We start from the raw sequence: 20,979 nt of genomic DNA, 5'->3' as shown, positions 1-20,979 counted from the left end.
CGGATCGCGAAGCGCAGGCCTTCGTCCATCGCCACCGGGTTGATCAGCGTGACCACCATCTTCACGTTGTCGCCCGGCATCACCATCTCGGTGCCTTCCGGCAGCTCGACCGCACCGGTGATGTCGGTGGTGCGGAAGTAGAACTGCGGACGGTAGCCCTTGAAGAACGGGGTGTGACGGCCGCCCTCGTCCTTCGACAGCACGTAGACTTCGGCTTCGAAATCGGTGTGCGGCTTGATCGAACCCGGCTTGCACAGCACCTGGCCGCGCTCGACGTCGTCACGCTTGGTGCCGCGCAGCAGCAGACCGGCGTTGTCGCCCGCCTGGCCCTGGTCGAGCAGCTTGCGGAACATCTCGACGCCCGTGACCGTGGTCTTCTGGGTCGCGCGGATACCGACGATCTCGATTTCCTCGCCCACCTTGATCACGCCGCGCTCGATGCGGCCGGTCACCACGGTGCCGCGGCCCGAGATCGAGAACACGTCCTCGACCGGCATCAGGAACGCCTTGTCGACGTCACGCTCCGGCTCCGGGATCCAGGTGTCGAGCGCGTCGACCAGCTTCAGGATCGCCGGCACGCCGATCTCGCTCTGGTCGCCTTCCAGCGCCAGGCGGGCCGAGCCGTGGATGATCGGGGTGTCGTCGCCCGGGAACTCGTACTTCGACAGCAGCTCGCGCACTTCCATCTCGACCAGCTCGAGCAGCTCGGCGTCGTCGACCATGTCGGCCTTGTTCAGGAACACGACGATGTACGGCACGCCGACCTGGCGCGAGAGCAGGATGTGCTCGCGGGTCTGCGGCATCGGGCCGTCCGCGGCCGAACACACCAGGATCGCGCCGTCCATCTGCGCCGCACCGGTGATCATGTTCTTGACGTAGTCGGCGTGGCCCGGGCAGTCGACGTGCGCGTAGTGGCGCTTCTCGGACTCGTATTCCACGTGCGCGGTCGAGATCGTGATGCCGCGCGCCTTCTCTTCCGGCGCCGCGTCGATCGCGTCATAGGCCTTGAATTCGCCGCCGAAACGCTCCGCACCGATCTTCGTCAGCGCCGCCGTCAGCGTCGTCTTGCCGTGGTCCACGTGACCAATCGTGCCCACGTTCACGTGGGGCTTGGTGCGCTCGAACTTACCCTTTGCCATGGCTGCCTTGTCTCGAAATCTGGTGAAGTGATGACCGCGTGCTGCGCTGGAATCGCGGACCGGCGGGACTGCGGAAGATGGTGCTCACGAAAGGAATCGAACCTTCGACCTCCTCCTTACCAAGGAGGTGCTCTACCGACTGAGCTACGTGAGCAACGATGTGAACTGCAGGGTGCGGCCGGAGCCGTGCAATGGAGCGGGAGACGGGGATCGAACCCGCACCATCAGCTTGGAAGGCTGAGGTTCTACCATTGAACTACTCCCGCACCGGGATCCTGCCTACCGCATTACAACCTGTCGCACTGCAATTGTTCCACCGTGCCGAAATGGTGGAGGGAGGTGGATTCGAACCACCGAAGGCGTAAGCCAGCAGATTTACAGTCTGCCCCCGTTGGCCGCTTGGGTATCCCTCCGGCGTTTTCGTCGTGCCGGTGAAAACAGCCCGCGATTTTGGGCCCAGTTCCCGATCCTGTCAACGCCGCATCGCAGCGGATCGGGGCCGGAACCATCACTCCGCCGCGAAGGCGGAGACCGGGGGGCGCATGTTACCGGTCGGCGCCGTCCGGCGCCATCGCCGCGACGTCGTCCGGGCCGATCGCAACATGGGCGATGCCGTCGGCACCGATCCAGCCCCGGTACATGCCTTCGGTGTTGAACGGCAGGGCGAAGCGACCGTCCGAGGCGAGTGCGATCGCGCCGCCATTGCCACCCAGCGCCGGGATGTCGCGGTTGATGACCGTCGCGGCCGCCGTCCCGATGTCCTCGCCGAGCAGCGAGACCCGGCTGCAGACGGCGTGCGCGGCGGCGCTGCGCAGGTAGAACTCGCCCCAGCCCGTGCCCGACACCGCGCAGCCGCCGTCGGCCCAGGTGCCGGCCCCGATCACCGGCGCGTCGCCGATCCGGCCCCAGCGCTTGTCGGTCATGCCGCCCGTCGAGGTGCCGGCCGCGAGCCCGCCGCCGGTATCGAGCGCGACTGCGCCGACCGTACCGAAGTAGCGCAGCGGATCGTGCGTCCTGGTCGCCTGGGCATTGCGCGCCGCGTCCGCATCGGCACGCGCTTTCTCGAGTTGCTGCCAGCGCTTTTCGGTGCGGAACCAGGCCGGATCCTCGAAGCCGACACCCTGCGCCTGGGCGAAGCGCTCCGCGCCCTCGCCCATCAGCATCACATGCGGCGAATCCTCCATCACCCGCCGCGCCAGCTGGATGGGATTGCGGATGCGGCGCACACCCGCCACGGCGCCGGCCGCGCGCGTGGTGCCATCCATCAGGGACGCGTCGAGCTCGTTGACACCCTCGTGGGTGAACACCGCGCCGCGCCCGGCGTTGAAGGCGGGATCGTCCTCGAGCACGGTGATCGCCGCGACCACCGCATCGAGCGCCGGGCGCCCCGCCTGCAGCAGCGCATGCCCCTCGCGCAGCGCCGCTGCCAGAGCCTGGCGCGCAGCGGTCTGCTCGGCGGCACTCAGGCTCCCGCGCACGACACCTGCGCCGCCATGGATCACCAGGACCGGGCCGCCGCCCGGCGCAGGCTCGGCCGGCGTGGCCGCGAATGCGCATCCGGTCGATACGAGCAGCAGACAGATGGAACGGGACAGATGGCGCATGGCGGACTCCGGAGCGGGAATGACCGGAGTGTAGGCACGCATTGCCGCGGATGCCGGCCTGCCCGATCGTCGCCCCTCCCGCTCTTGCCTCGAATGCAGGCGTCCCGACATGCGAAAGGCGCCCGCAGGCGCCTCCGCATCGCCCGCGACCGGATCAGACGTTGAAGCGGAAATGCATCACGTCGCCGTCCTTGACGATGTAGTCCTTCCCTTCCAGGCGCCACTTGCCCGCTTCCTTGGCGCCCGATTCGCCGTTGTAGCGGATGAAGTCGTCGTAGCCGACCACTTCGGCGCGGATGAAGCCCTTCTCGAAATCGGTGTGGATCACCGCGGCCGCCTGCGGCGCGGTCGCGCCGATCTTCACCGTCCACGCGCGCACTTCCTTGACGCCGGCGGTGAAGTAGGTCTGCAGCGCCAACAGGCCATAGGCAGCCCGGATGACCCGGTTGAGGCCCGGCTCGTCGAGACCGAGATCGGTCAGGAACGCATCGCGGTCGGCGTCCTCCAGCTGCGAGAGTTCTTCCTCGATCGCCGCCGACACCGGCACGACCTCGGCGCCCTCGCCCGCCGCGCGCGCGCGAACGGCGTCGAGATGCGGGTTGTTCTCGAAGCCGTCCTCCAGCACGTTGGCGATGTACAGCACGGGCTTCGCGGTCAGCAGGAACAGGTCGCGGATCGCCGTGTTGTCCTCGTCGGAGAGCTTCAGCGCCCGCACCGGCTGGCCGTCGGCCAGCCCCTTGTGGACGCGGCCCAGCACCTCGGCGCGGACCTTGGCGTCCTTGTCGCCGGTCTTGGCCGAACGCTCGGCGCGCTGCAGCGCACGCTCCACCGAATCCAGGTCGGCCAGCGCCAGCTCGGTATCGATGGTGTCGATATCGGCGATCGGGTCGACCTTGTTGTTGACGTGGATGACGTCGGGGTTCTCGAAGCAGCGCACCACATGCGTGATCGCGTCGACCTCGCGGATGTGCGACAGAAACTTGTTGCCCAGCCCCTCACCGCTCGCCGCACCGGCGACCAGGCCGGCGATGTCGACGAACTCGACCGCGGTCGGCAGCACCTTCTGCGGCTTGACGATCGCCGCCAGCGCGTTGAGGCGCAGGTCCGGCACGGGCACGATGCCGACGTTCGGCTCGATCGTGCAGAACGGAAAGTTGGCCGCGGCGATGCCCGCCTTGGTCAACGCATTGAAGAGGGTCGACTTGCCGACGTTCGGCAGACCGACGATGCCGCATTTGATGCCCATTGCAGATCCGTGATTCGGGATTCGTGATTGGCGATTCGAACACGCAGCCGGCGCCGCACATTCGAATCACCAATCACCAATCACGGCTTCACCGTGTGCAACCGTGTCATCGCATCCATGAAATTGCCTTCGACCGCGAGCGGCATCACGTCGATCGCATCATCGATCGCGCGGCCGATCAGGATGTCGTCGTCCGCACTCGCGCGGCCCAGGACCCACGGCGTGACCTTGTCCTTGTGGCCGGGATGGCCGATGCCGATGCGCAGCCGATGGAAGGCACCGTGGCCGAGCAGCTTCATCGTGTCGCGAAGACCGTTCTGGCCGCCGTGGCCGCCGCCGAACTTCAGCCGCGCGGTACCCGGAGGAAGATCCAGCTCGTCGTGTGCGAGCAGCGCCTGGTCGGAATCGAACTTCCAGAACCGCAGCGCAGCCGTGACGGACTTGCCACTGAGATTCATGAACGTGGCCGGCTTGAGCAGCCAGACCGGCTGGCCCGCGACCTCGATCTTCGCGGTTTCGCCGAACAGCTTGCTGTCGAGCCGGAACGACACGCCCGCCTTCGCGGCGAGCTCGTCGACAAAACGGAACCCGGCGTTGTGCCGGGTCCGTGCATATTCGGGACCGGGATTGCCCAGCCCGACGATCAGTCGCAGTCCTGCCATCGTGACGGCAACGCGGGCGCACCCGAAGGCGCGCCCGCGCGACGATTACTCGTCGTCCTTCGCGGCCTTGGTGGCCGGCACGTCGGCCGACTCCTCACCCTCGGCCGGCTCGGCTTCCACGCGGCCGTGCTTGGCCACGACCACGGCGACGTCGTGGTCCGCGCCCAGCGCCAGCTCGGGGATCTCGACGCCCTTGGGCAGCGTGATCTGCGACAGGTGGACAATGTCGCCGACGACCATCTTGCCCAGGTCGACTTCGACGAACTCCGGCAGGTCGCCCGGCAGGCAGGTCACGGTGACTTCGTTGAGCTCGTGCGTGATCACGACGTCGGCGGCCTTCCCGGCCGGCGAGGTGTCCTCGTTGATGAAATGCAGCGGCACCGCGGTGCGGATGCGCTCGTTCTCGTTCACGCGCTGGAAGTCCAGGTGCAGGATCTGCTGCTTGAACGGATGACGCTGCATATCGCGCAGCAGCACCTTCTGGACGTCGCCGTTGAGGCTCAGGTCGAGGATCGAGGCGTAGAACCACTCGTGCTGGCTGGCGAGCCAGACGTCGTTGTGGCTCAGCTCGATGCTGACGGGCTTGAGGTCGCCGCCGTAGACGACGGCAGGCACGTTGCCGGCAAGACGGAGGCGGCGGCTCGCACCCTTCCCCTCGTCCTCGCGGCGCTGCACCTTGATTTCATGCGTGGTGGCCATTTTCGGTTTCACTTTTCTGAGGTTGGCACCGCCTCACGGCGGTGAAGCGTCTCGTCCGCGACCAGACGAGACGTTGCAGCAGGTCAGTCGACGTAGAGCGAACTGACCGATTCTCCGAACGCGATCCGGCGGATCGTTTCGGCCAGCAGCTCGGCGACGCTGAGCTGGCGGATGCGCGCGCAACCGCGCGCGGCCTCCGACAGCGGAATGGTGTCGGTGACCACCATCTCGTCGAGCTGCGACTTGTTGAGGTTGTCGATGGCCGCGCCCGACAGCACCGGATGGGTGCAGTAGGCGACGACCTTGGTGGCGCCCTGCGCCTTCAATGCGGCCGCCGCGGCGCACAGGGTGCCGGCGGTATCGACGATGTCGTCCACGAGCACGCAGGTCTTGCCGTTCACGTCACCGATGATGTTCATCACCGTCGAGACGTTGGCACGTGGACGGCGCTTGTCGATGATCGCCAGGTCCGCGTCGTCGAGCCGCTTGGCGATCGCCCGGGCACGGACCACGCCGCCCACGTCGGGCGAGACCACGACCATGTTGTCGGTGCCGTGCGCGCGCCAGATGTCGGCCAGCAGCAGCGGCGAGGCATAGACGTTGTCGACCGGAATGTCGAAGAAACCCTGGATCTGGTCCGCGTGCAGGTCGACCGTTAGCACACGGTCGGCACCGGCCGCGGTCACCATCTTCGCCGCCACCTTGGCGGTGATCGGCACCCGGGTCGAACGCAGGCGACGGTCCTGGCGCGAATAGCCGAAGTACGGCATCACCGCGGTGACGCTGGCCACCGACGCGCGCTTGAGCGCATCGATCAGCACCAGCAGTTCCATCAGGTTCTCGGCCGCCGGCGCGCAGGTGGGTTGCAGCAGGAAGACGTCCTGCCGGCGCACGTTCTCCTCGATCTCCACCTGGACCTCGCCATCGGAGAACGTGGAGACGAGCGCCTTGCCCATGCGCACGCCCAGTTCCCCGCAGACCGCCTTGGCCAGCGGACGGTTGGCATTGCCGGAGAAAATCAGGAGATTGCGTTCGTCTTTCATGTCGGCGGTTCCGCGTCGCTCTGACCGAGCGGATGAGTGGACCGTGCCGGAGCACGGGGAGATTGGCAGGGGCGGCAGGATTCGAACCTGCGAATGCCGGGATCAAAACCCGGTGCCTTAACCACTTGGCGACGCCCCTTGAAAGCGGTGACTCGCGAATGGGCATTCGTGTCGGGGCGGATCGCCGCGCCTACGAAATCCCAGTCACCAGTCCCCGCCTCCCGTCTCCAACGCGTCGAGCAAGCGCGAATGCACCGCACCGGCCACGACGCGGGACCGGAGCCGCGATGCAACCCGCGCCTGTGCGGCTTCGGCGGATTCGCGTGTGGCGAATTCGACGAAGCAGCCGCTGCCCGTACCGGTCAACCGCGGCGTTCCGACCTGCGCCAGCACATCGAACACGGTCGCGACGACCGGTTCGCGGCAGCGCAGGACCGGCTCGAACGCATTGCCGAGCACTGCACCTGAAACGAAGTCGGCCATTGTCGCGGGCTCGGCATTTCGCGTCAATTCAGGGGACTGGAAGAGCGCGCCGGTGTTCACGTGCACGCCGGGGTCGGCGAGGAGATACCAGGCCGGCGGCAGATCGACCGGAGTGAGCGCTTCGCCGACGCCTTCGCCCCAGGCGTTGCGTCCATGGACGAACACCGGCACGTCCGCCCCCAATGCGAGGCCGAGCGCAGCCAGCCGATCCGGGCCCAGGTCGCAGCCCCAGAGCTGGTCGAGCGCCCGCAGCACGGTCGCCGCGTCGGAGGAGCCGCCGCCCAGTCCTGCGCCGGACGGGATGCGCTTTTCGACCCGGATGTCCACACCTTGGCCGACGTTCGTGGCCCTTTGAATCGCGATTGCCGCACGCACGACCAGATCGTCCTCCGCCGCCAGCCCCGGAAGCGTCTCGCCCTGCCGCACGATGCGCCCGTCGTTGCGGGGGCGCAGATGAATGGTGTCGCCCCAGTCGAGAAGCCGGAAGATGGTCTGCAGAGCGTGATACCCGTCAGGCCGCTGCCCGGTAATCCGCAGGAACAGGTTGAGCTTGGCCGGCGCGGGCCAGGCGGTCCAAGGGGATGCGTCACGCGCGGACGTCATGGCGTGTCGGAGCTGTCGGGCATCCAGGCATCGACGATCAGACGCACGCGGGCCGCTTCACGCGCGGCGTTGATCCGCACCGGCAACGCCGGCACCGACCCGGCCGCATCCGATTGCCAGTCGAGATAGTCGATGGTCCAGCCGTTCTGGCGCAGCCGTGCCAGCTGGCCGTCCGCCGTGAATTCGACCTCGGCCTCCCCGAAGCGGGCCGGCTCGGCGCGCATGCCCGCGGCCCAGGCCGCCAGCGCTGCGACCGGAATGTCGAAGCCCGTGGCCTCCCACAAGAGGCGGACGACGTCGCTGTCCTCGCGCGGGCCGCCGTCGAGGCCCTCGATGCGCGCCCGGTCCGGATCCCCAGTGAGCCGCCAGCTCTGCCGGGTGACCGGCGCGGTCAAGGCCACGCTGAAGCTGGCGCCCGACTGCCGCCAGTCGAGCCGGCCGTTGCCGCCGTCGCGGCCGTTGGACATGGCCACCCGTCCGGCGAACCCGTATGCCGGCAGCGCGCGTACCACGGATTCGCGTTCGGCCAGTCGGGCCTCGGCGGCCAGGCGGGCCTCCGGCGCCAGCACCGCGGTCCGGGCCGGAGGGCGCTCCGGAACGCTGCTACAGGCGGCGAGCGCGCCCGCCAGCAGCGCAAGACAGGCCAGACGCGGCGTCATGCGCCGGTTGTCCCGAGCGCGCGCAGCAGCGACCGGTTCTCCGGATCGAGGCCGCGGGCCTCGTCGAAGTAGCGCCGGGCCTCGTCGCGGCGACCCATCACCCAGAGCACCTCGGCGATATGCGCCGCCACCTCGGCGTCCTTCATCATCGAATAGGCCCGGCGCAGCTCCACCAGCGCTTCGGCGTGCCGGCCGAGGCGATAGAGCACCCAGCCGTAACTGTCGATGATCGCGGCATTGTCGGGCTCGGCGAGACGCGCACGGTCGATCAGTTCGAGGGCTTCGGTGTAGCGCTGGGTGCGATCGGCCAGGGTGTAGCCCAGCGCATTGAGGGCCGCCACGTTTTCCGGGTCCTGGACCAGGATCCGGCGCAGGTCGGCTTCGGCGCGGGCGATGTCGTCCCTGCGCTCCCACATCAACGCACGTGCATACAGGATGGCGGGATCGTCCGGCATCGCGCCGAGACCCAGGTTGTAGACGTCGAGCTCGGCCGGATCCTCGTCCTCGCGACGCAGTTCCGCCTCCAGCAGATAGGCGTCACGCCGCGTGTCCTCGTCGGCGGCATTGTCCGACTGCAGCGCGCGCAGACGCTGCCAGGCCTCGTCGCGCCGCTCCAGCTTGTGGAGCACGCGCGCGCCGCGCAGACGCGCCTGCAGGCGCTCGCCGCCGCCGGGCACGGTGTCGTACCAGTTCAACGCCTCGTCGAACTGCTCGAGGTACTCGGCCATCTGCCCCAGCAGCAGGCGCTGCGCGGGATTGGGCGCGATCGCCACCGCCCGGACCTCGTCGTACAACGCGGCGAGCGTCGCCTTGTCCTCGGCACGCGCCAGCAGTGAGGCGCGGACCACGTAGGTGCGCCCGTCCTGCGGTCCCTTGGCCAGGATGCGCTCGGCCTGGTGCAGGTCGCCCAGCGCCTCGTATTCGACCGCGATCGCCAGGCGCACGTCCGGACCGATCAGCGCCGCGTCCTCGCCCATCGCCTGCAACGCGGCGCGCGCGTCGTCGGGGCGCCCGGATTCGCGCAGCTGGCTGGCGCGGAGCAGGGCCACGCGCGGCTCGCCGGGAAAGCGGGCCACGATGGTGTCGAGAATGCGTTCGGTCAGATCGCTGCGGTCCAGGCGCTGGGCCAGGCCGCCGAAGGCCATCCACGCCTGCAGTACATCCGGAATGGCCCGGTCGGCGACCAGCCGCTCGAGCATGCGACCCGCCTGCTCCGGATTGCGCCCGCCGCCGGCGAGCACGGTGAAGGCGTGCCGCCAACCGGTCGCATCGGAGCTGCGCAGGAGTGCGTCGAGCTGACGCCGGGCGACGCGGTCGCGACCGCTGCGCAGGCTCAGCGTCGCTTCGGCGGCGCGCATCGGCAGGGATCCGGGCGCGCTGCGGCGCCACAGGTCGAGCGCCTGCGCCGCGCGACGGTCGTCGCCGGCCAACAGGGCGATGCGCGTGGCGCGCTCGGCCAGGCCGGCATCGCCGTCGGAATGCCGGGCCGCTGCCAGATACCAGTCGGCGGCCTCGTCCAGCCGCCCGGCCTGGACCGCGAATTCACCGGCCAGGGTCGCGCCGAGCACGTCCGCCTGCAGGGGATCGCCTGCAGGCGCGGTCCGCTGCGCGTCCGCCGCGCCGGCCACACCGGACAATGCCAGGAACAGCGCCGCGGGCAACGCCGCGGACCTCACCGAGTCGAAAACGGGCATCAGGAGCAACCGGGCCGTAAAATGGGCGCCTTCCCCGGAAAGCTTATCGCAAGCGCCTGAACGTCGATCGCGGGATCGGCCCCCGGCCCGCCAGCCCAATGAGCCTGTTCGCACTCGGCATCAACCACCAGACCGCGCCGGTCGCCCTGCGCGAGCGCGTCGCGTTCGCCGGCGAGGCCGTGGCCGCTGCGCTGGCGGAGCTGCGGAGGTTGCCGGGCGTGCGCGAGGTGGCGCTGTTGTCCACCTGCAACCGCACCGAGGTGTACGCCATCGCTGACGACGACGGCACGGCGCTGGCCGACTGGCTGGCCACCCACCCCGATCGCGACGCCGGCGCCGCCGGCGGCTCGCTGCATGCCTATCTCTACCGGCATCGCGACGAGGCGGCGGCCCGGCACCTGTTCCGCGTGGCGACCGGGCTGGATTCGCTGGTCCTGGGCGAGCCGCAGATCCTCGGCCAGGTGAAGCAGGCCTGGGCGACCGCGCGCGGCGCGGGCACGCTCGGCGGCGAGCTCGACCGCGTATTCCAGCACGCCTTCGTAACGGCCAAGCGGGCGCGCAGCGAGACCCGGATCGGGACCAGCCCGGTTTCGGTGGCCTCGCTCGCAGTGCGCCTGGCCCAGGAGTCGTTCGCCCGGCTGTCGGAATCGGCGGTGCTGCTGATCGGCGCCGGCGAGACCATCGAACTGGCCGCGCGTCACCTGGTCCAGGCCAAGGTCAAGCGCCTGCTCGTGGCCAACCGCACCTATGGCCATGCCCAGGATCTCGCGGCCCGGCACGGCGGCATCGCATTGCCGCTCGACGAACTCGACCGCCATCTCTTCCTCGCCGATGTCGTGCTTTCGGCCACCGCCAGCCGCGAGCCGCTGCTGACCCGCCCCCAGGTCTCGGCGGCGCTGGAAGCGCGCAAGCACCGGCCCATGCTGCTGATGGACCTGGCCGTGCCGCGCGACATCGCGGCGGACGTGGCCGAACTGCGCGACGTGTTTCTGTACACCGTCGACGATCTCGAACGCACGCTCGACGACAACCGGCGCGGGCGGCGCGAAGCGGCGGGCGATGCGGAGGCGATCATCGACCTGCAGGTCACGCGCTACGGCGAGGCGCGCGCCGCCAGCAGCCGCCTGGCGCCGGTGCGGCGCCTGCGCGCGCACGGCGAGGCCATCCGCGGGGACGCACTGGCCCGCGCGCGACAGCAGCTCGCCGCAGGCCGCTCGCCTGACGCCGTGCTCGAACAGCTCGCACACGGGTTGACCAACCGCCTCCTGCACCTGCCCACCGCGGCGCTGCGCGAAGCCGCCCTGCGCGGCGACGACGTCCTGGCGGACCGCCTGGACCAGCTGCTGCCGCCGCTGGACGACACTTCCCCTCTGGATGCCGATGCTGCCGACCCTGCGCCGTAAGCTCGAGGCGCTGGCCGAACGCCGCGAAGAACTCGAACGCCTGCTGTCCGATCCCGCCACCGTCGCCGACCAGGCGCGGTTCCGCGCCTTGTCGCGTGAATTCGCCCAGCTCGAGCCGCTCGCCTCGGCGCTGGCCGAAGAAGCTCGCACCCATGCCGACCTCGCCGCGGCGCGCGCGATGCTCGCCGAACCGGACATGCGTGAACTGGCCCAGGACGAGATCGCCGACGGCGAGGCCCGGCTGCAGGCGCTCGAGGCCAGGCTGCTCGCGCTGCTGGTGCCGCGCGACGCACGCGACGAAGGTGGCCTGTATCTCGAGATCCGCGCCGGCACCGGCGGCGACGAGGCGGCGATCTTCGCCGGCGATCTGTTCCGCATGTACAGCCGCTATGCCGAACGCCAGGGCTGGCGGATCGAGGTGGAGTCGGCGAGCCCGGGCGAGCACGGCGGATTCCGCGAGATCATCGCCGCCGTCGACGGTGCCGGTGCCTATGCGCGGCTGAAGTTCGAATCCGGCACGCACCGCGTACAGCGCGTGCCCGAGACCGAATCCCAGGGCCGCATCCACACGTCGGCGGCGACCGTGGCGATCATTCCGCTCGAGGACGATTCGGTCGAGATCGTGCTCAACCCCGCGGACCTGAAGGTCGACACCTTCCGCTCGTCGGGCGCCGGCGGGCAGCACGTCAACAAGACCGACTCGGCGATCCGCATCACCCACGTGCCCAGCGGCGTGGTCGTCGAATCGCAGACCGAGCGCAGCCAGCACGCCAACCGCGACAAGGCGATGAAGCGCCTGCGCGCGATGCTCGCCGAGGCCGAAGCCGAGCGCCGGGCAGCCGCCACGGCCGAGATCCGCAAGCTGCAGGTGGGCAGTGGCGATCGCAGCCAGCGGATCCGCACCTACAACTATCCGCAGGGGCGGATCACCGACCATCGCGTCGAAGGCCTCACCCTGTACGACCTGCCCAACGTGCTCGAAGGCAACCTCGACCCGCTGGTCGAGCGGCTGTCACTGGAGCACCAGGCCGACGTGCTGGCCGAGCTCACCGCAGGCAGCTGACGCCTACGCGGTCGCGCGGCGCGATGCGCTAGGCTGCGGCCATGACCGCACATCACGACTTCATTCCACTGCGCATCTGCGTGCTGACGGTGTCCGACAGCCGCAGTCCCGAGACCGACAGCTCCGGCGATTATCTCGTCGACGCGCTGGCTCTCGACGGCCATCGCGTCGCCGAGCGTGCCCTGTTGCCCGACGACCGGTATGCGATGCGCGCGCTCGTCTCCAGATGGATCGCCGATCCGGATGTCGACGGCATCCTGGTCACCGGGGGCACCGGCTTCACCGGCCGCGACTCGACCCCCGAGGCCCTCGTGCCGCTGCTGGACAAGCAGATGCCCGGCTTCGGCGAACTGTTCCGGGCGGTTTCCTTCGAGGAGATCGGCACCTCCGCGCTGCAGTCGCGCGCGTTCGCCGGTCTGGCCAATGCGACGTTCGTGTTCGCGTTGCCGGGCTCGACGTCGGCCTGCCGCACCGCATGGGAAAAGATCGTCCGCCAGCAGCTCGACGCGCGCACGAAGCCCTGCAATCTCGCCACCCTGCGTCCGCGGCTGAAAGAATGACGCCGGCTCTTGCGCATGCGCTCGGACGAGACGCAGACGCCTGCGGCCTTACGGGGGCCGCCCTGCCTGCGACGAGGCTCCGGTTCGGTGCGACGCATATGATTGCCCGGATGCGCGGCGGGCCAATCGTCGCGCCACGCGCTGACGCTCCGAGGCGCGCGTCCGACACGTTCGCGCCCCTGCTGCCCGCACGTCCGGCAGGGATCACGGTGCAGGCGCGCCGGGGGACCGGGAACGCGCCGACGGTCGCGTTGCGCGGCCTCGAACGGGGTGACCGCGGATTGCCGGTCCCGGCTGCGCAGAGTCCACGCGTCCTTGTGCGCACGGCCCGTCCCGCGTCGGGACGTCCGCGCTGATGGGCACGCTCGGCCGGAAAGCCTACGAGGCCGCGCTTGAGCCGATGCAGGTCGCGCTCGCCGAACTCGCACACTGGCTGCAGGTGAGCGGGCAACGGGTTCTGGTCATCGTCGAAGGCCGCGACACCGCCGGCAAGGGCGGCACCATCAAGGCCTTGTCGGAACACCTCAATCCGCGCCAGTGCCGGGTGACCGCCTTGCCCAAGCCGTCCGATCGCGAGCAGGGCCAGTGGTATTTCCAGCGTTACGTGGCGCATCTGCCGGCGGCGGGCGAGATCGCGCTGTTCGATCGCAGCTGGTACAACCGGGCCGGCGTCGAGCGGGTGATGGGGTATGCGACCGAACCCCAGGTCGCGGCTTTCCTGCGCGATGCTCCGGTGTTCGAACGGCAACTGGTCGACGACGGGATCCTGCTGTTCAAGTACTGGCTCGGCTGCGACCAGGCGCAGCAGGAGGCGCGGTTCGCCGAGCGGCTCGACGATCCGCTCAAGCGCTGGAAGCTCTCCCCGGTCGACATCGCCGCGCGCGACCGTTACGACGACTACACCCGTGCACGGGAGGCGATGCTCGCCGCCACCCACACCGCGTATGCACCCTGGACGCTTGTGGACTTCAACGACCAGCGACGCGGGCGCCTGACCCTGATCGCCGATCTGCTGCGACGCCTGCCCGATACCCGCATCGACACGCCGGCGCCCGCACTGCCGCCATTGGCCGGCCCGCTCTCGAGCGAATGCTATGCCGTCGTGCCGCCGCTGGCGCCGTTCGGGATCGCGGACGTGGACGATCCGCGACGCTGACGGCGCGCGGGTGGCTGTGCGCTCGCCCGAGAGGGTGACGCCTTCGACGTCGGGTGCGCGATGGGCGGAACCGCGTCCGACCGCGGCCACCCGGGCCCGAGGCAGCCTTCACCCGGTCATTAGTGGAGGCGCGCCCGCACATCCGGGTCGCCACCGACGAGAACCTCGACGCTGGCGTCGACACCGGTGCGCGCAGGCCGGCGAGCCCGGCACGGCCGCCTGCCCACGCGCCCCGCGCGCGATGCGACGCCTAACCGCGACCGGTGACGCGCGTGCCCGCGGCCACCATCACGCCCCGGTGGCCGGGCCGCCGGCGTTCGCGATCATGGCCTCAAGACCCTCGGCGGTCACTGGCCCGAGGATCTGCTCGGCCACGCGCCCGTCGGGCGCGATCAGATAGGTCATCGGCAGACCCTTGGGCGTTTCGAAATCCGCAGGCGGCGTGTAGGGATCGAGGATCGCGATCGGATAGACCACAGGACGCTCGGTGAGGAACGCCTGCATGGCGTCCGGCTCGATCTCCTCGTAGGCCAGGCCGACCACCTGGATGTGCTCGCGCATGGCGTCGAGTGCCGAGAGCTCGGGCATCTCCTTCAGGCACGGCGCGCACCACGTGGCCCAGAAGTTCACCACCACCCAGCGGCCGCGGTGGTCGGCGAGATCGAAGACGCCACCGTCGACGGTGGGCACGCGCAGCGCGGGCAGCGCGCGCGACGACGGCGTCGCGGCGGCGGCAGCCGGCGCCGCCGCGTCGGGCGCGCCCGCCTGCGCGGGCGCATCCTCGCGCTGGCAGGCGACAAGCGTCAGGAGCAGGACGAGGCAGGCGGCGGAACGGTGGATCATGCGGGTGTCTCCGGTGGGTCGTACAGGCTGGCGACGCGGCGCTTGAGCAGGTCGCGCAGCGGGATGCGCAGTTCGTCCACCGCCCCCGCCGCGGCAATTCCCAGGGCATCGTCGCGACACGGCAGGTGGGCTTCGGCGATCGGGATACGCAGGTGGCAGGCTTCGTAGAGCTCGGCCAGAGTCATGCCGTCGAGATCGCGGGCGAGCAGCCAGTCACCGGTCTCGGCGCGCCGCAGCAGCTGGATCTCGGCGAGCTCGGCGAGCATCTGCTGCACCAGGGTGTCGGTGAGCATCGGCTCGAGCGCCTGGATCTCATCGCTGTGCAGACCCTGGCCACGCGTGCGGGCCTCGGCGAAGCGGCCGAGCAGGCGCAGCAGGCCGTAGAGCTCGTAGCCGCGCGGCAGGCGCATGTGCGCCGGCTGGTAGCGGAACGCGGAAATCGACGAGGCGAACGACGCTCCCAGCAGGATCGAGACCCAGCTCAGGTAGACCCACAACAGGAAGATCGGCAGGAAAGCGATCTGTCCGTAAATGCGCTCGTAGGCATCGAAGCTGCCCAGGTACAGGCCGATCGCCCACTTGACCACCTCCGACAGCACCACCGCCAGCGCCGCGCCGGCCAAGGCGTGCCGCCACTGCACCGTGCGATGCGGCACCACGCGGTAGATGGTGGTGAAGGCTCCCAGCTCGATCAGCATCGGCGCCGCCCACAGCATCACCCCGCGCAGGAACTGTCCCGAGTCGGTGCTGAAGATCTCGAGCGCGAAGAAACGCGCCGAGACCGCCAGGCTGGCGGTGGCCACCAGCGCGCCGAGGGTCAGTACGGTCCAGTAGACGAGGAAGCGCGCCACCGTGGGACGCGCCGTCTTCACCCGCCAGATCCGGTTGAACGTGGTCTCCACGCTGAGCAGGGTCACCAGCACCGAGATCACCAGCGCGATCACGCCGATCGTCGTCAACTGGCCGGTGTTGGTCGACAGTTGCAGCAGCACCGCCTCCACCGCGCGCGCCGAGTCGGGCACGAAGTTGGAGAAGATGTAGTCGCTCAGCTGGTCCCGCCATTGCCCGAACGCCGGAAACACCGCGAGCACGCCGAAGACCACCATCGACAGGGGCACCAGCGCGAAGACGGTGGTGAACGCCAGTGCGCCGGCCGCCTCGAACAGGCGGTCGTCGAGGAACCGGCGCCACAGGAACTTCGCGAACGTCAACGCCCGTGCACGGTCCAGCGCGCGTTCGATCCAGCGTCCCATCGTGTCCAGCGGCTCCATCGGCGCAGCGTAGCAAAGCGGCGATGCCGGGCCGGCGCAGCGGCCCGCCTGCGGGTCGTGCGAGGCCGGGCAGACGAACCTCGCCGGCGGGCGCGTGTGCGTGCACCGTCCGCTCCCGTGGCGGGTCCGGCGGCAACCGTGCGCCACGCTTCGACAGGCGGAACACGCGCAGGTCCGCGAGGGCGGCGCGCAGTGCGATCGGTCCGGAACGTGGAGGGCCGGGGAGCGCTCGCCGGGGCGCAGTCCTCGGACCACACCGCGGCGAGATCGATGCGAGACGCAGCCGGACGTCGCCTTCCGCGCCGCGGCGCATGGGAACGCGGTGGATTCTGCAGGCAGACCGTCCGGCGAGCGGGCGTCGGCCCGGCGGACAGCACACGATGTCCCTGTCAGACTGCGGAGCCCCTCCGACGCCGGTGCCTGCCATGTCCGACATCCTGGTCCTGTACTACAGCCGCAACGGCTCGGTCGCGCGGCTGGCGCGGCAGATCGCGCGCGGCATCGGCGAGGTCGACGGGATGAGTGCCCGGCTGCGCACGGTGCCGCCGGTCGCCGCGGTGACGCAGACCGCGGCGCCGCCCGTACCGGAAGACGGCGCCCCCTACGTCGAGCGTGCAGACCTGGCCGAGTGCAGCGGCCTGCTGCTGGGCAGTCCCACGCGCTTCGGCAACATGGCCGCCCCGCTCAAGCACTTCCTCGACAGCCTGGGCGCCGAATGGGCCAGCGGCACCCTGGTCGGCAAGCCGGCCGGCGTGTTCACCTCGACCGCCAGCCAGCACGGCGGTCAGGAAGCGACGCTGCTCACCATGCTGGTGCCACTGCTGCACCACGGTTGCGTGATCGCCGGCATCCCGTATACCGAGCCGGCGCTGAGCACCACCCGCGGCGGTGGCACGCCCTACGGTGCGAGTCATGTCGCCGGACAGCAGGACGATCCCCAGCCCACCGAGGACGAGGCTGTGCTGGCGCGAGCCCTGGGCAAGCGGATCGCACAGCTGGCCGCGCGGCTGCATCCGTGAGGCCGTCCGCATCCCGGCGGGTCCTGGCCGCGTCGCTCGCGTTGATCGCGTTGCTCTATCTCGCATGGCACCGCGGAGACGCACACTTCGGCGCGGCGCTGCTGGTGTTCGTACTGCCGCCGCTGGTACTGCTGGCGGCTGTGCTGCGCGGTCTGCCGAGCGCACCGTTGTGGTCCGGCATCGCCGCGCTGTTCTGGTTCTCGCATGGCGTGATGTACGCCTGGTCGCATCCCGAGCTCGGCCTGTGGCCCTGGGGCGGCATCGCGCTGTCGCTCGCCGTGGTGTTCTCCGCAAGCCTGCCCGGCATGCGCGCGCGTTTCGGCGGCAGGCGCCCGCCGGCCTGATCGCAGCGGCCGCGGGCACGACGGCGCCGGTATCATGTCGACCCCCGCTGCCCCCAGGATCGTTTGCATGGACGAGCTGCTGATCGTCACCACCGGTGGCACGATCGACAAGATCTATTTCGACGACAAGTCGGACTACCAGGTCGGCGAGCCGCAGATCGGCCGCATGCTGGAGGAACTGGGTGTCGCGTTCCGGTTCCGTGTGATCCCGATCATCCGCAAGGATTCACTCCACATCACCGGCGACGATCGCGAGCTGATCCGCGCGACCATCGCCGCGCAGCCGGCGCGCCACGTGCTGCTGACCCACGGCACCGACTCGATGGTCGAGACCGCGCGCGTGCTGGCTTCGATCGGGGACAAGACCATCGTGCTGACCGGTGCGCTGAGCCCGGCCCGGTTTCGCGGTTCGGATGCGGAATTCAACATCGGCACCGCGGTCGGCGCCGTGCAGTCCAAGCCACCGGGGGTCTACGTGGCGATGAACGGACGGATCTGGGACCCACTCAAGGTGCGCAAGAACGTCGAGGCCAACCGCTTCGAGCCGCTGGCGTGACGGCGCGCGAGCGCGCGGGACCTCCCTGTCCCGCGCGAACACCGCTGCGCCTCAGTTGCCGCCGCTGAAGTTCCCGCGCAGGGTCGCCCCCGAATAGGCGCTGTAGCCGCGCACGGTGACGTGCCAGGTGCCCGGCTGCGGCGTGGCGAAACTGCAGGTTTCGTTGCTTCCGCTCAGGTACGGGCGGCAGTCGTAGACCGTCGTCGTCGGTGCCGAGCCCCGGCGGACGTAGAGATCCGCGTCGCCGGTACCACCCGACAGCGCGAACTGCAGGTTGGTGGCGCCGGAGGGCACGTTCATCGTGTATGTCCGCGAACTCCCGGCCGCACCCGACAGGGCACTCACCGGCACCCCGTTCTGCAATGTGGTGCCGCCGCCGCTGGGAGCCACGAAGCTGGCGACCAGCGACATCCCGGAATACGCGGCATAGCCACGCACCATGACGTGATAGGTCCCGGCCTGGGGCGCGGCGAAGCTGCAGGTCTCGGCATTGCCGCTCTGGTAGGGCCGGCAATCATAGGTGGCGGTCGTGGGCTGGGTGCCGAAGCGCACGTACAGGTCCGCATCGCCCGTTCCGCCCGAGGTGGCGATGGACAGGTTGGTGGCGCCCGCCGGTACGGTGACCGTCCACGTGCGTGTGCTGCCGGCAGCACCGGCAAGGCCGCCCACCGGAACGCCGTTCTGCAACTGGCCCGTGCCGGGGTCGGGATCGGGCGGAGTGCCGCCGCCGTTGCCTGCAGCGGCGTCCACCGCCGCCTTGGCGTTGATGATGCCGGCGCCGCAGCCACCCGAACACGCACCGGGCAGCGGCCGCGCCGTGCTCTTGAGGATCGACTCGACCTGGGCCGGGCTGAGCGGGGTCGGCGCCACCGACTGCATGAGTGCCACGACACCGGCCACGTGCGGCGCCGCCATCGAAGTGCCGTTGTACGAGGCGTAGCTCTCGGCGCCGGGCGTGGTGCTGCCGCTGTTGAGCGTCGAGACGATGCCCACGCCGGGCGCGGAGACGTCGATCCCGGTGCCGTAGTTGGAAAAACTCGCCCGCGCGCCGTTCTGGTCGGTCGCGGCGACCGCGATGACGTTGGCGCAGTTGGCCGGGGTGAAGCCCGAGACGTTGGCGTTGCTGTTGCCCGCGGCCACGACGACCGTGGTGCCACGCGACACCGCGCCGTTGATGGCGTTCTGGGTCGTCGCGCCACAACTGCCGCCGCCCCCCAGGCTGAGGTTGATGACCTCGGCGGGATTGGCATTCGCGGGCACCCCGGGCACCGATCCGCCCGAGGCCCAGATGATGCCGTCGGCGATGTCGGAGGTGTAGCCGCCGCCGCGCCCGAGCACGCGCACGTGCGAGACCTTTGCATTGAAGGCCGTGCCCGCCACGCCCGTGCCGTTGTTGGTCAGTGCGGCGACGGTGCCGGCGACGTGGGTGCCGTGCCAGCTGGACGGATCGCCGCCGTAGAAGTCGCCCGGATCGGCCGGGTCGGCATCGCGGCCATTGCCGTCGCCACCGACCGTGGCATCGCTGATCATGTCGTAGCCGGCGATGGTGTTCCCGTCGAGATCGCTGTGACTGGTGCTGCCGGTATCGAGCACGGCGACGACCACGCCTGCGCCGGTGGCCACATCCCAGGCCTGGTCGGCGCGGATGCCGCCGGTGGGATTGAAGAACCCCCATTGCTGGTTGTAGCGCGTGTCGTTGGGGGTCAGCGCGATCTGCAGCAGCCGGTCGACCTCGACGTATTCGACCGCGGGATCCGCGGCCAGCTGGCGCATCAGCGCTTCGGCTTCGACCCGGTCGAGCGGACGGCCACTGGTGACGACCTCGGCGCCGGTGCCGGTGCGACGCAGCGCGCGCAGCGCGAGACGGTCGCCTGAGGCGGCAGGCACCGCGCGGGCCGCTTTCTGCAGCGCCGTCTGCAGCGCCGCGGTATCGGTCCGCGCAGCGGCGCCGTCGCGGTACTTCACGATGAAACGTGCGTGCCGGTCGGCGGACTGCAAGCCGTCCAGATCGATCCGCTCGGCCGCGAACGCCGGTGCGACGGCGGCCGATGCGACGGCGGCAAGGATGGCCGAAGCCAGTGCGCGCCTGCGCGCGCGTGAGGTGAAGCTCGACATGCGGTGACTCCCCGAAGTGATGATGGGCGCGTCGCGCGCCCGCTGGTCCATCGATCGGCACCGCCCCCTCGGTCCCGCACGCCCGCCGCAGATGCGGCAGGCGTGGATCGACGCTAGTGGACGGCCGCGCGCCGCCGCAAGCGCCGCGCGTCGGCGCCGGCCGTCCAAATCACGCTACGGATCACAGATCCGCACATCGGCCGGCGATCCGAATGCGCCGCGCGGATGCGGCCGCCCCGCCCAGCCGATGCAACCGTGCGGGTACGCCGTCGTCGCGCGCCTCACCGGGCCGGCGGCTCGGGCACCGGACCGATGTGCATCATCCCGTCGAGTTCGGCGTACTCCACATCCGGATCGGCCGACAACTGCGCCAGCAGGGCGTCCACCGCCGCCGGATCCACCGGCGCCGAGGCACGCACCACGTCGGCGCCGATTCCCATGCGATGCAGCCACTGCAGCCGCACACCGCGATCGGCGGCGATCGCGTCCATCGCCGCATCGAGACGGGGCTGCACCGCGGCCGGATCCCGCCCTTCGGAGGTGCCCTCGCGGAACTTGACGATGAAGCGTTGCCCGGGGCGATCGCCCTGGTCCACGCCCTGCTGGTTCGCCATCGCACACCCCGCCGTCATCATCACCAGTGCCACTGCCAATACCGCCAGGCGGCATGCCCACTGCACCGGCGCGCCCCGCAATCGTCGCATCGTCGTTCTCCGCAGTCGTCGGCCTGCACTCCGTCAGCAGCGACCGATACCACTCGTCGTCGCCAGAAAGGCGACGCCCCGGCCGGATGGCCAGGACGCCGCTTGCGCTCCGG

At 70.0% G+C, this 20,979-nt stretch carries 20 protein-coding genes and 4 tRNA genes; 7 read left to right on the top strand and 17 right to left on the bottom strand.

Going from position 1 to position 20,979, the window contains the following annotated elements; translation table 11 throughout:
• The 13 genes from tuf to H0E82_RS02730 all read right to left on the bottom strand — a co-directional run.
• Nucleotides 1–1,139, bottom strand: a 1,139-nt coding sequence (gene tuf / locus H0E82_RS02790; RefSeq protein WP_180543505.1) for an elongation factor Tu, incomplete at its 3' end; no start/stop codon positions are given.
• 78 nt (nucleotides 1,140–1,217) lie between these two features.
• Nucleotides 1,218–1,293: transfer RNA gene (locus H0E82_RS02785), tRNA-Thr, on the bottom strand.
• A gap of 38 nt (nucleotides 1,294–1,331) precedes the next feature.
• Nucleotides 1,332–1,405 (bottom strand) — tRNA-Gly (locus H0E82_RS02780).
• 61 nt (nucleotides 1,406–1,466) lie between these two features.
• Nucleotides 1,467–1,552: transfer RNA gene (locus H0E82_RS02775), tRNA-Tyr, on the bottom strand.
• 132 nt (nucleotides 1,553–1,684) lie between these two features.
• Nucleotides 1,685–2,743: an isoaspartyl peptidase/L-asparaginase family protein gene (locus H0E82_RS02770; protein ID WP_180543503.1), complete on the bottom strand. Its 1,059-nt coding sequence runs from the start codon at nucleotides 2,741–2,743 to the stop codon at nucleotides 1,685–1,687.
• A gap of 154 nt (nucleotides 2,744–2,897) precedes the next feature.
• Nucleotides 2,898–3,989, bottom strand: a complete 1,092-nt coding sequence (ychF, locus tag H0E82_RS02765) for a redox-regulated ATPase YchF (RefSeq protein ID WP_180543501.1) — start codon at nucleotides 3,987–3,989, stop codon at nucleotides 2,898–2,900.
• Between the two features lie 80 nt (nucleotides 3,990–4,069).
• Nucleotides 4,070–4,651 carry an aminoacyl-tRNA hydrolase gene (pth, locus tag H0E82_RS02760; protein WP_180543499.1) on the bottom strand — a complete coding sequence of 194 codons (582 nt, stop codon included), beginning with the start codon at nucleotides 4,649–4,651 and terminating at the stop codon, nucleotides 4,070–4,072.
• 45 nt (nucleotides 4,652–4,696) lie between these two features.
• Nucleotides 4,697–5,350, bottom strand: a complete 654-nt coding sequence (locus H0E82_RS02755) for a 50S ribosomal protein L25/general stress protein Ctc (protein ID WP_180543497.1) — start codon at nucleotides 5,348–5,350, stop codon at nucleotides 4,697–4,699.
• Between the two features lie 83 nt (nucleotides 5,351–5,433).
• Nucleotides 5,434–6,393, bottom strand: coding sequence for a ribose-phosphate diphosphokinase (locus tag H0E82_RS02750; protein WP_180543495.1), 960 nt, complete (start codon nucleotides 6,391–6,393; stop codon nucleotides 5,434–5,436).
• Between the two features lie 63 nt (nucleotides 6,394–6,456).
• Nucleotides 6,457–6,532: transfer RNA gene (locus H0E82_RS02745), tRNA-Gln, on the bottom strand.
• Between the two features lie 65 nt (nucleotides 6,533–6,597).
• A complete protein-coding gene (gene ispE / locus H0E82_RS02740; protein WP_180543493.1) occupies nucleotides 6,598–7,479 on the bottom strand; it encodes a 4-(cytidine 5'-diphospho)-2-C-methyl-D-erythritol kinase in 882 nt (293 codons plus the stop codon).
• Nucleotides 7,476–8,138 (bottom strand): lipoprotein insertase outer membrane protein LolB, encoded by a 663-nt coding sequence (gene lolB, locus H0E82_RS02735; protein WP_180543491.1) that lies wholly within the window; start codon nucleotides 8,136–8,138, stop codon nucleotides 7,476–7,478. The genes ispE and lolB overlap by 4 nt, the downstream gene beginning before the upstream one ends.
• The gene (locus H0E82_RS02730) at nucleotides 8,135–9,832 is read right to left on the bottom strand and encodes a tetratricopeptide repeat protein (RefSeq protein ID WP_180543489.1); all 1,698 of its coding nucleotides are present in this window, start codon (nucleotides 9,830–9,832) and stop codon (nucleotides 8,135–8,137) included. The genes lolB and H0E82_RS02730 overlap by 4 nt, the downstream gene beginning before the upstream one ends.
• Nucleotides 9,833–9,930: 98 nt before the next feature.
• Here H0E82_RS02730 and hemA point away from each other — a divergent pair, with 98 nt between their 5' ends.
• The 4 genes from hemA (at nucleotide 9,931) to ppk2 (ending at nucleotide 14,014) form a co-directional block, all read left to right on the top strand.
• Nucleotides 9,931–11,235: a glutamyl-tRNA reductase gene (gene hemA / locus H0E82_RS02725; protein ID WP_180543487.1), complete on the top strand. Its 1,305-nt coding sequence runs from the start codon at nucleotides 9,931–9,933 to the stop codon at nucleotides 11,233–11,235.
• Complete coding sequence (gene prfA / locus H0E82_RS02720; protein ID WP_180543485.1) at nucleotides 11,213–12,298, top strand: peptide chain release factor 1; 1,086 nt, start codon at nucleotides 11,213–11,215, stop codon at nucleotides 12,296–12,298. Before hemA ends, prfA begins: the two co-directional genes overlap by 23 nt.
• Nucleotides 12,299–12,339: 41 nt before the next feature.
• Nucleotides 12,340–12,858, top strand: a complete 519-nt coding sequence (gene moaB / locus H0E82_RS02715) for a molybdenum cofactor biosynthesis protein B (protein ID WP_180543482.1) — start codon at nucleotides 12,340–12,342, stop codon at nucleotides 12,856–12,858.
• Nucleotides 12,859–13,213: 355 nt separating this feature from the next.
• On the top strand, nucleotides 13,214–14,014 hold the full coding sequence (gene ppk2 / locus H0E82_RS02710; protein ID WP_180543480.1) for a polyphosphate kinase 2: 801 nt from the start codon (nucleotides 13,214–13,216) through the stop codon (nucleotides 14,012–14,014).
• A 288-nt stretch (nucleotides 14,015–14,302) separates the two neighbouring features.
• On the opposite strand, the gene H0E82_RS02705 is transcribed toward ppk2, so the two are convergent.
• On the bottom strand, nucleotides 14,303–14,857 hold the full coding sequence (locus H0E82_RS02705; protein WP_180543478.1) for a TlpA family protein disulfide reductase: 555 nt from the start codon (nucleotides 14,855–14,857) through the stop codon (nucleotides 14,303–14,305).
• Nucleotides 14,854–16,128, bottom strand: a complete 1,275-nt coding sequence (locus H0E82_RS02700) for a YihY family inner membrane protein (protein WP_180543476.1) — start codon at nucleotides 16,126–16,128, stop codon at nucleotides 14,854–14,856. The genes H0E82_RS02705 and H0E82_RS02700 overlap by 4 nt, the downstream gene beginning before the upstream one ends.
• Nucleotides 16,129–16,553: 425 nt before the next feature.
• Between H0E82_RS02700 and wrbA the strand changes: the two genes are divergently transcribed.
• The 3 genes from wrbA (at nucleotide 16,554) to H0E82_RS02685 (ending at nucleotide 18,047) form a co-directional block, all read left to right on the top strand.
• A complete protein-coding gene (gene wrbA / locus H0E82_RS02695) occupies nucleotides 16,554–17,147 on the top strand; it encodes an NAD(P)H:quinone oxidoreductase (RefSeq protein ID WP_180543474.1) in 594 nt (197 codons plus the stop codon).
• Nucleotides 17,144–17,491, top strand: coding sequence for a DUF2069 domain-containing protein (locus tag H0E82_RS02690; protein ID WP_180543472.1), 348 nt, complete (start codon nucleotides 17,144–17,146; stop codon nucleotides 17,489–17,491). Before wrbA ends, H0E82_RS02690 begins: the two co-directional genes overlap by 4 nt.
• Nucleotides 17,492–17,558: 67 nt before the next feature.
• Nucleotides 17,559–18,047: an asparaginase domain-containing protein gene (locus H0E82_RS02685; RefSeq protein ID WP_180543470.1), complete on the top strand. Its 489-nt coding sequence runs from the start codon at nucleotides 17,559–17,561 to the stop codon at nucleotides 18,045–18,047.
• 51 nt (nucleotides 18,048–18,098) lie between these two features.
• Here H0E82_RS02685 and H0E82_RS02680 read toward each other — a convergent pair whose 3' ends face one another.
• Both H0E82_RS02680 and H0E82_RS02675 read right to left on the bottom strand, forming a co-directional pair.
• A complete protein-coding gene (locus H0E82_RS02680; protein WP_180543468.1) occupies nucleotides 18,099–20,162 on the bottom strand; it encodes a S8 family peptidase in 2,064 nt (687 codons plus the stop codon).
• Between the two features lie 281 nt (nucleotides 20,163–20,443).
• Nucleotides 20,444–20,866 (bottom strand): hypothetical protein, encoded by a 423-nt coding sequence (locus tag H0E82_RS02675; RefSeq protein WP_180543466.1) that lies wholly within the window; start codon nucleotides 20,864–20,866, stop codon nucleotides 20,444–20,446.
• Nucleotides 20,867–20,979 lie beyond the last annotated feature (113 nt).

The organism is Luteimonas deserti, assembly GCF_013425765.1.
GTDB classification, from domain to species: Bacteria; Pseudomonadota; Gammaproteobacteria; order Xanthomonadales; family Xanthomonadaceae; genus Luteimonas; species Luteimonas deserti.
This window is presented reverse-complemented; position numbering and strand designations above follow the sequence as displayed.

Bases quoted from the DNA above. Each gene is read 5' to 3' on its own strand.
- H0E82_RS02770 (WP_180543503.1), bottom strand. From the start codon at position 2,743: ATGCGCCATCTGTCCCGTTCCATCTGTCTGCTGCTCGTATCGACCGGA.
- ychF (WP_180543501.1), bottom strand. From the start codon at position 3,989: ATGGGCATCAAATGCGGCATCGTCGGTCTGCCGAACGTCGGCAAGTCG.
- pth (WP_180543499.1), bottom strand. From the start codon at position 4,651: ATGGCAGGACTGCGACTGATCGTCGGGCTGGGCAATCCCGGTCCCGAA.
- H0E82_RS02755 (WP_180543497.1), bottom strand. From the start codon at position 5,350: ATGGCCACCACGCATGAAATCAAGGTGCAGCGCCGCGAGGACGAGGGG.
- H0E82_RS02750 (WP_180543495.1), bottom strand. From the start codon at position 6,393: ATGAAAGACGAACGCAATCTCCTGATTTTCTCCGGCAATGCCAACCGT.
- ispE (WP_180543493.1), bottom strand. From the start codon at position 7,479: ATGACGTCCGCGCGTGACGCATCCCCTTGGACCGCCTGGCCCGCGCCG.
- lolB (WP_180543491.1), bottom strand. From the start codon at position 8,138: ATGACGCCGCGTCTGGCCTGTCTTGCGCTGCTGGCGGGCGCGCTCGCC.
- H0E82_RS02730 (WP_180543489.1), bottom strand. From the start codon at position 9,832: ATGCCCGTTTTCGACTCGGTGAGGTCCGCGGCGTTGCCCGCGGCGCTG.
- hemA (WP_180543487.1), top strand. From the start codon at position 9,931: ATGAGCCTGTTCGCACTCGGCATCAACCACCAGACCGCGCCGGTCGCC.
- prfA (WP_180543485.1), top strand. From the start codon at position 11,213: ATGCTGCCGACCCTGCGCCGTAAGCTCGAGGCGCTGGCCGAACGCCGC.
- moaB (WP_180543482.1), top strand. From the start codon at position 12,340: ATGACCGCACATCACGACTTCATTCCACTGCGCATCTGCGTGCTGACG.
- ppk2 (WP_180543480.1), top strand. From the start codon at position 13,214: ATGGGCACGCTCGGCCGGAAAGCCTACGAGGCCGCGCTTGAGCCGATG.
- H0E82_RS02705 (WP_180543478.1), bottom strand. From the start codon at position 14,857: ATGATCCACCGTTCCGCCGCCTGCCTCGTCCTGCTCCTGACGCTTGTC.
- H0E82_RS02700 (WP_180543476.1), bottom strand. From the start codon at position 16,128: ATGGAGCCGCTGGACACGATGGGACGCTGGATCGAACGCGCGCTGGAC.
- wrbA (WP_180543474.1), top strand. From the start codon at position 16,554: ATGTCCGACATCCTGGTCCTGTACTACAGCCGCAACGGCTCGGTCGCG.
- H0E82_RS02685 (WP_180543470.1), top strand. From the start codon at position 17,559: ATGGACGAGCTGCTGATCGTCACCACCGGTGGCACGATCGACAAGATC.
- H0E82_RS02680 (WP_180543468.1), bottom strand. From the start codon at position 20,162: ATGTCGAGCTTCACCTCACGCGCGCGCAGGCGCGCACTGGCTTCGGCC.
- H0E82_RS02675 (WP_180543466.1), bottom strand. From the start codon at position 20,866: ATGCGACGATTGCGGGGCGCGCCGGTGCAGTGGGCATGCCGCCTGGCG.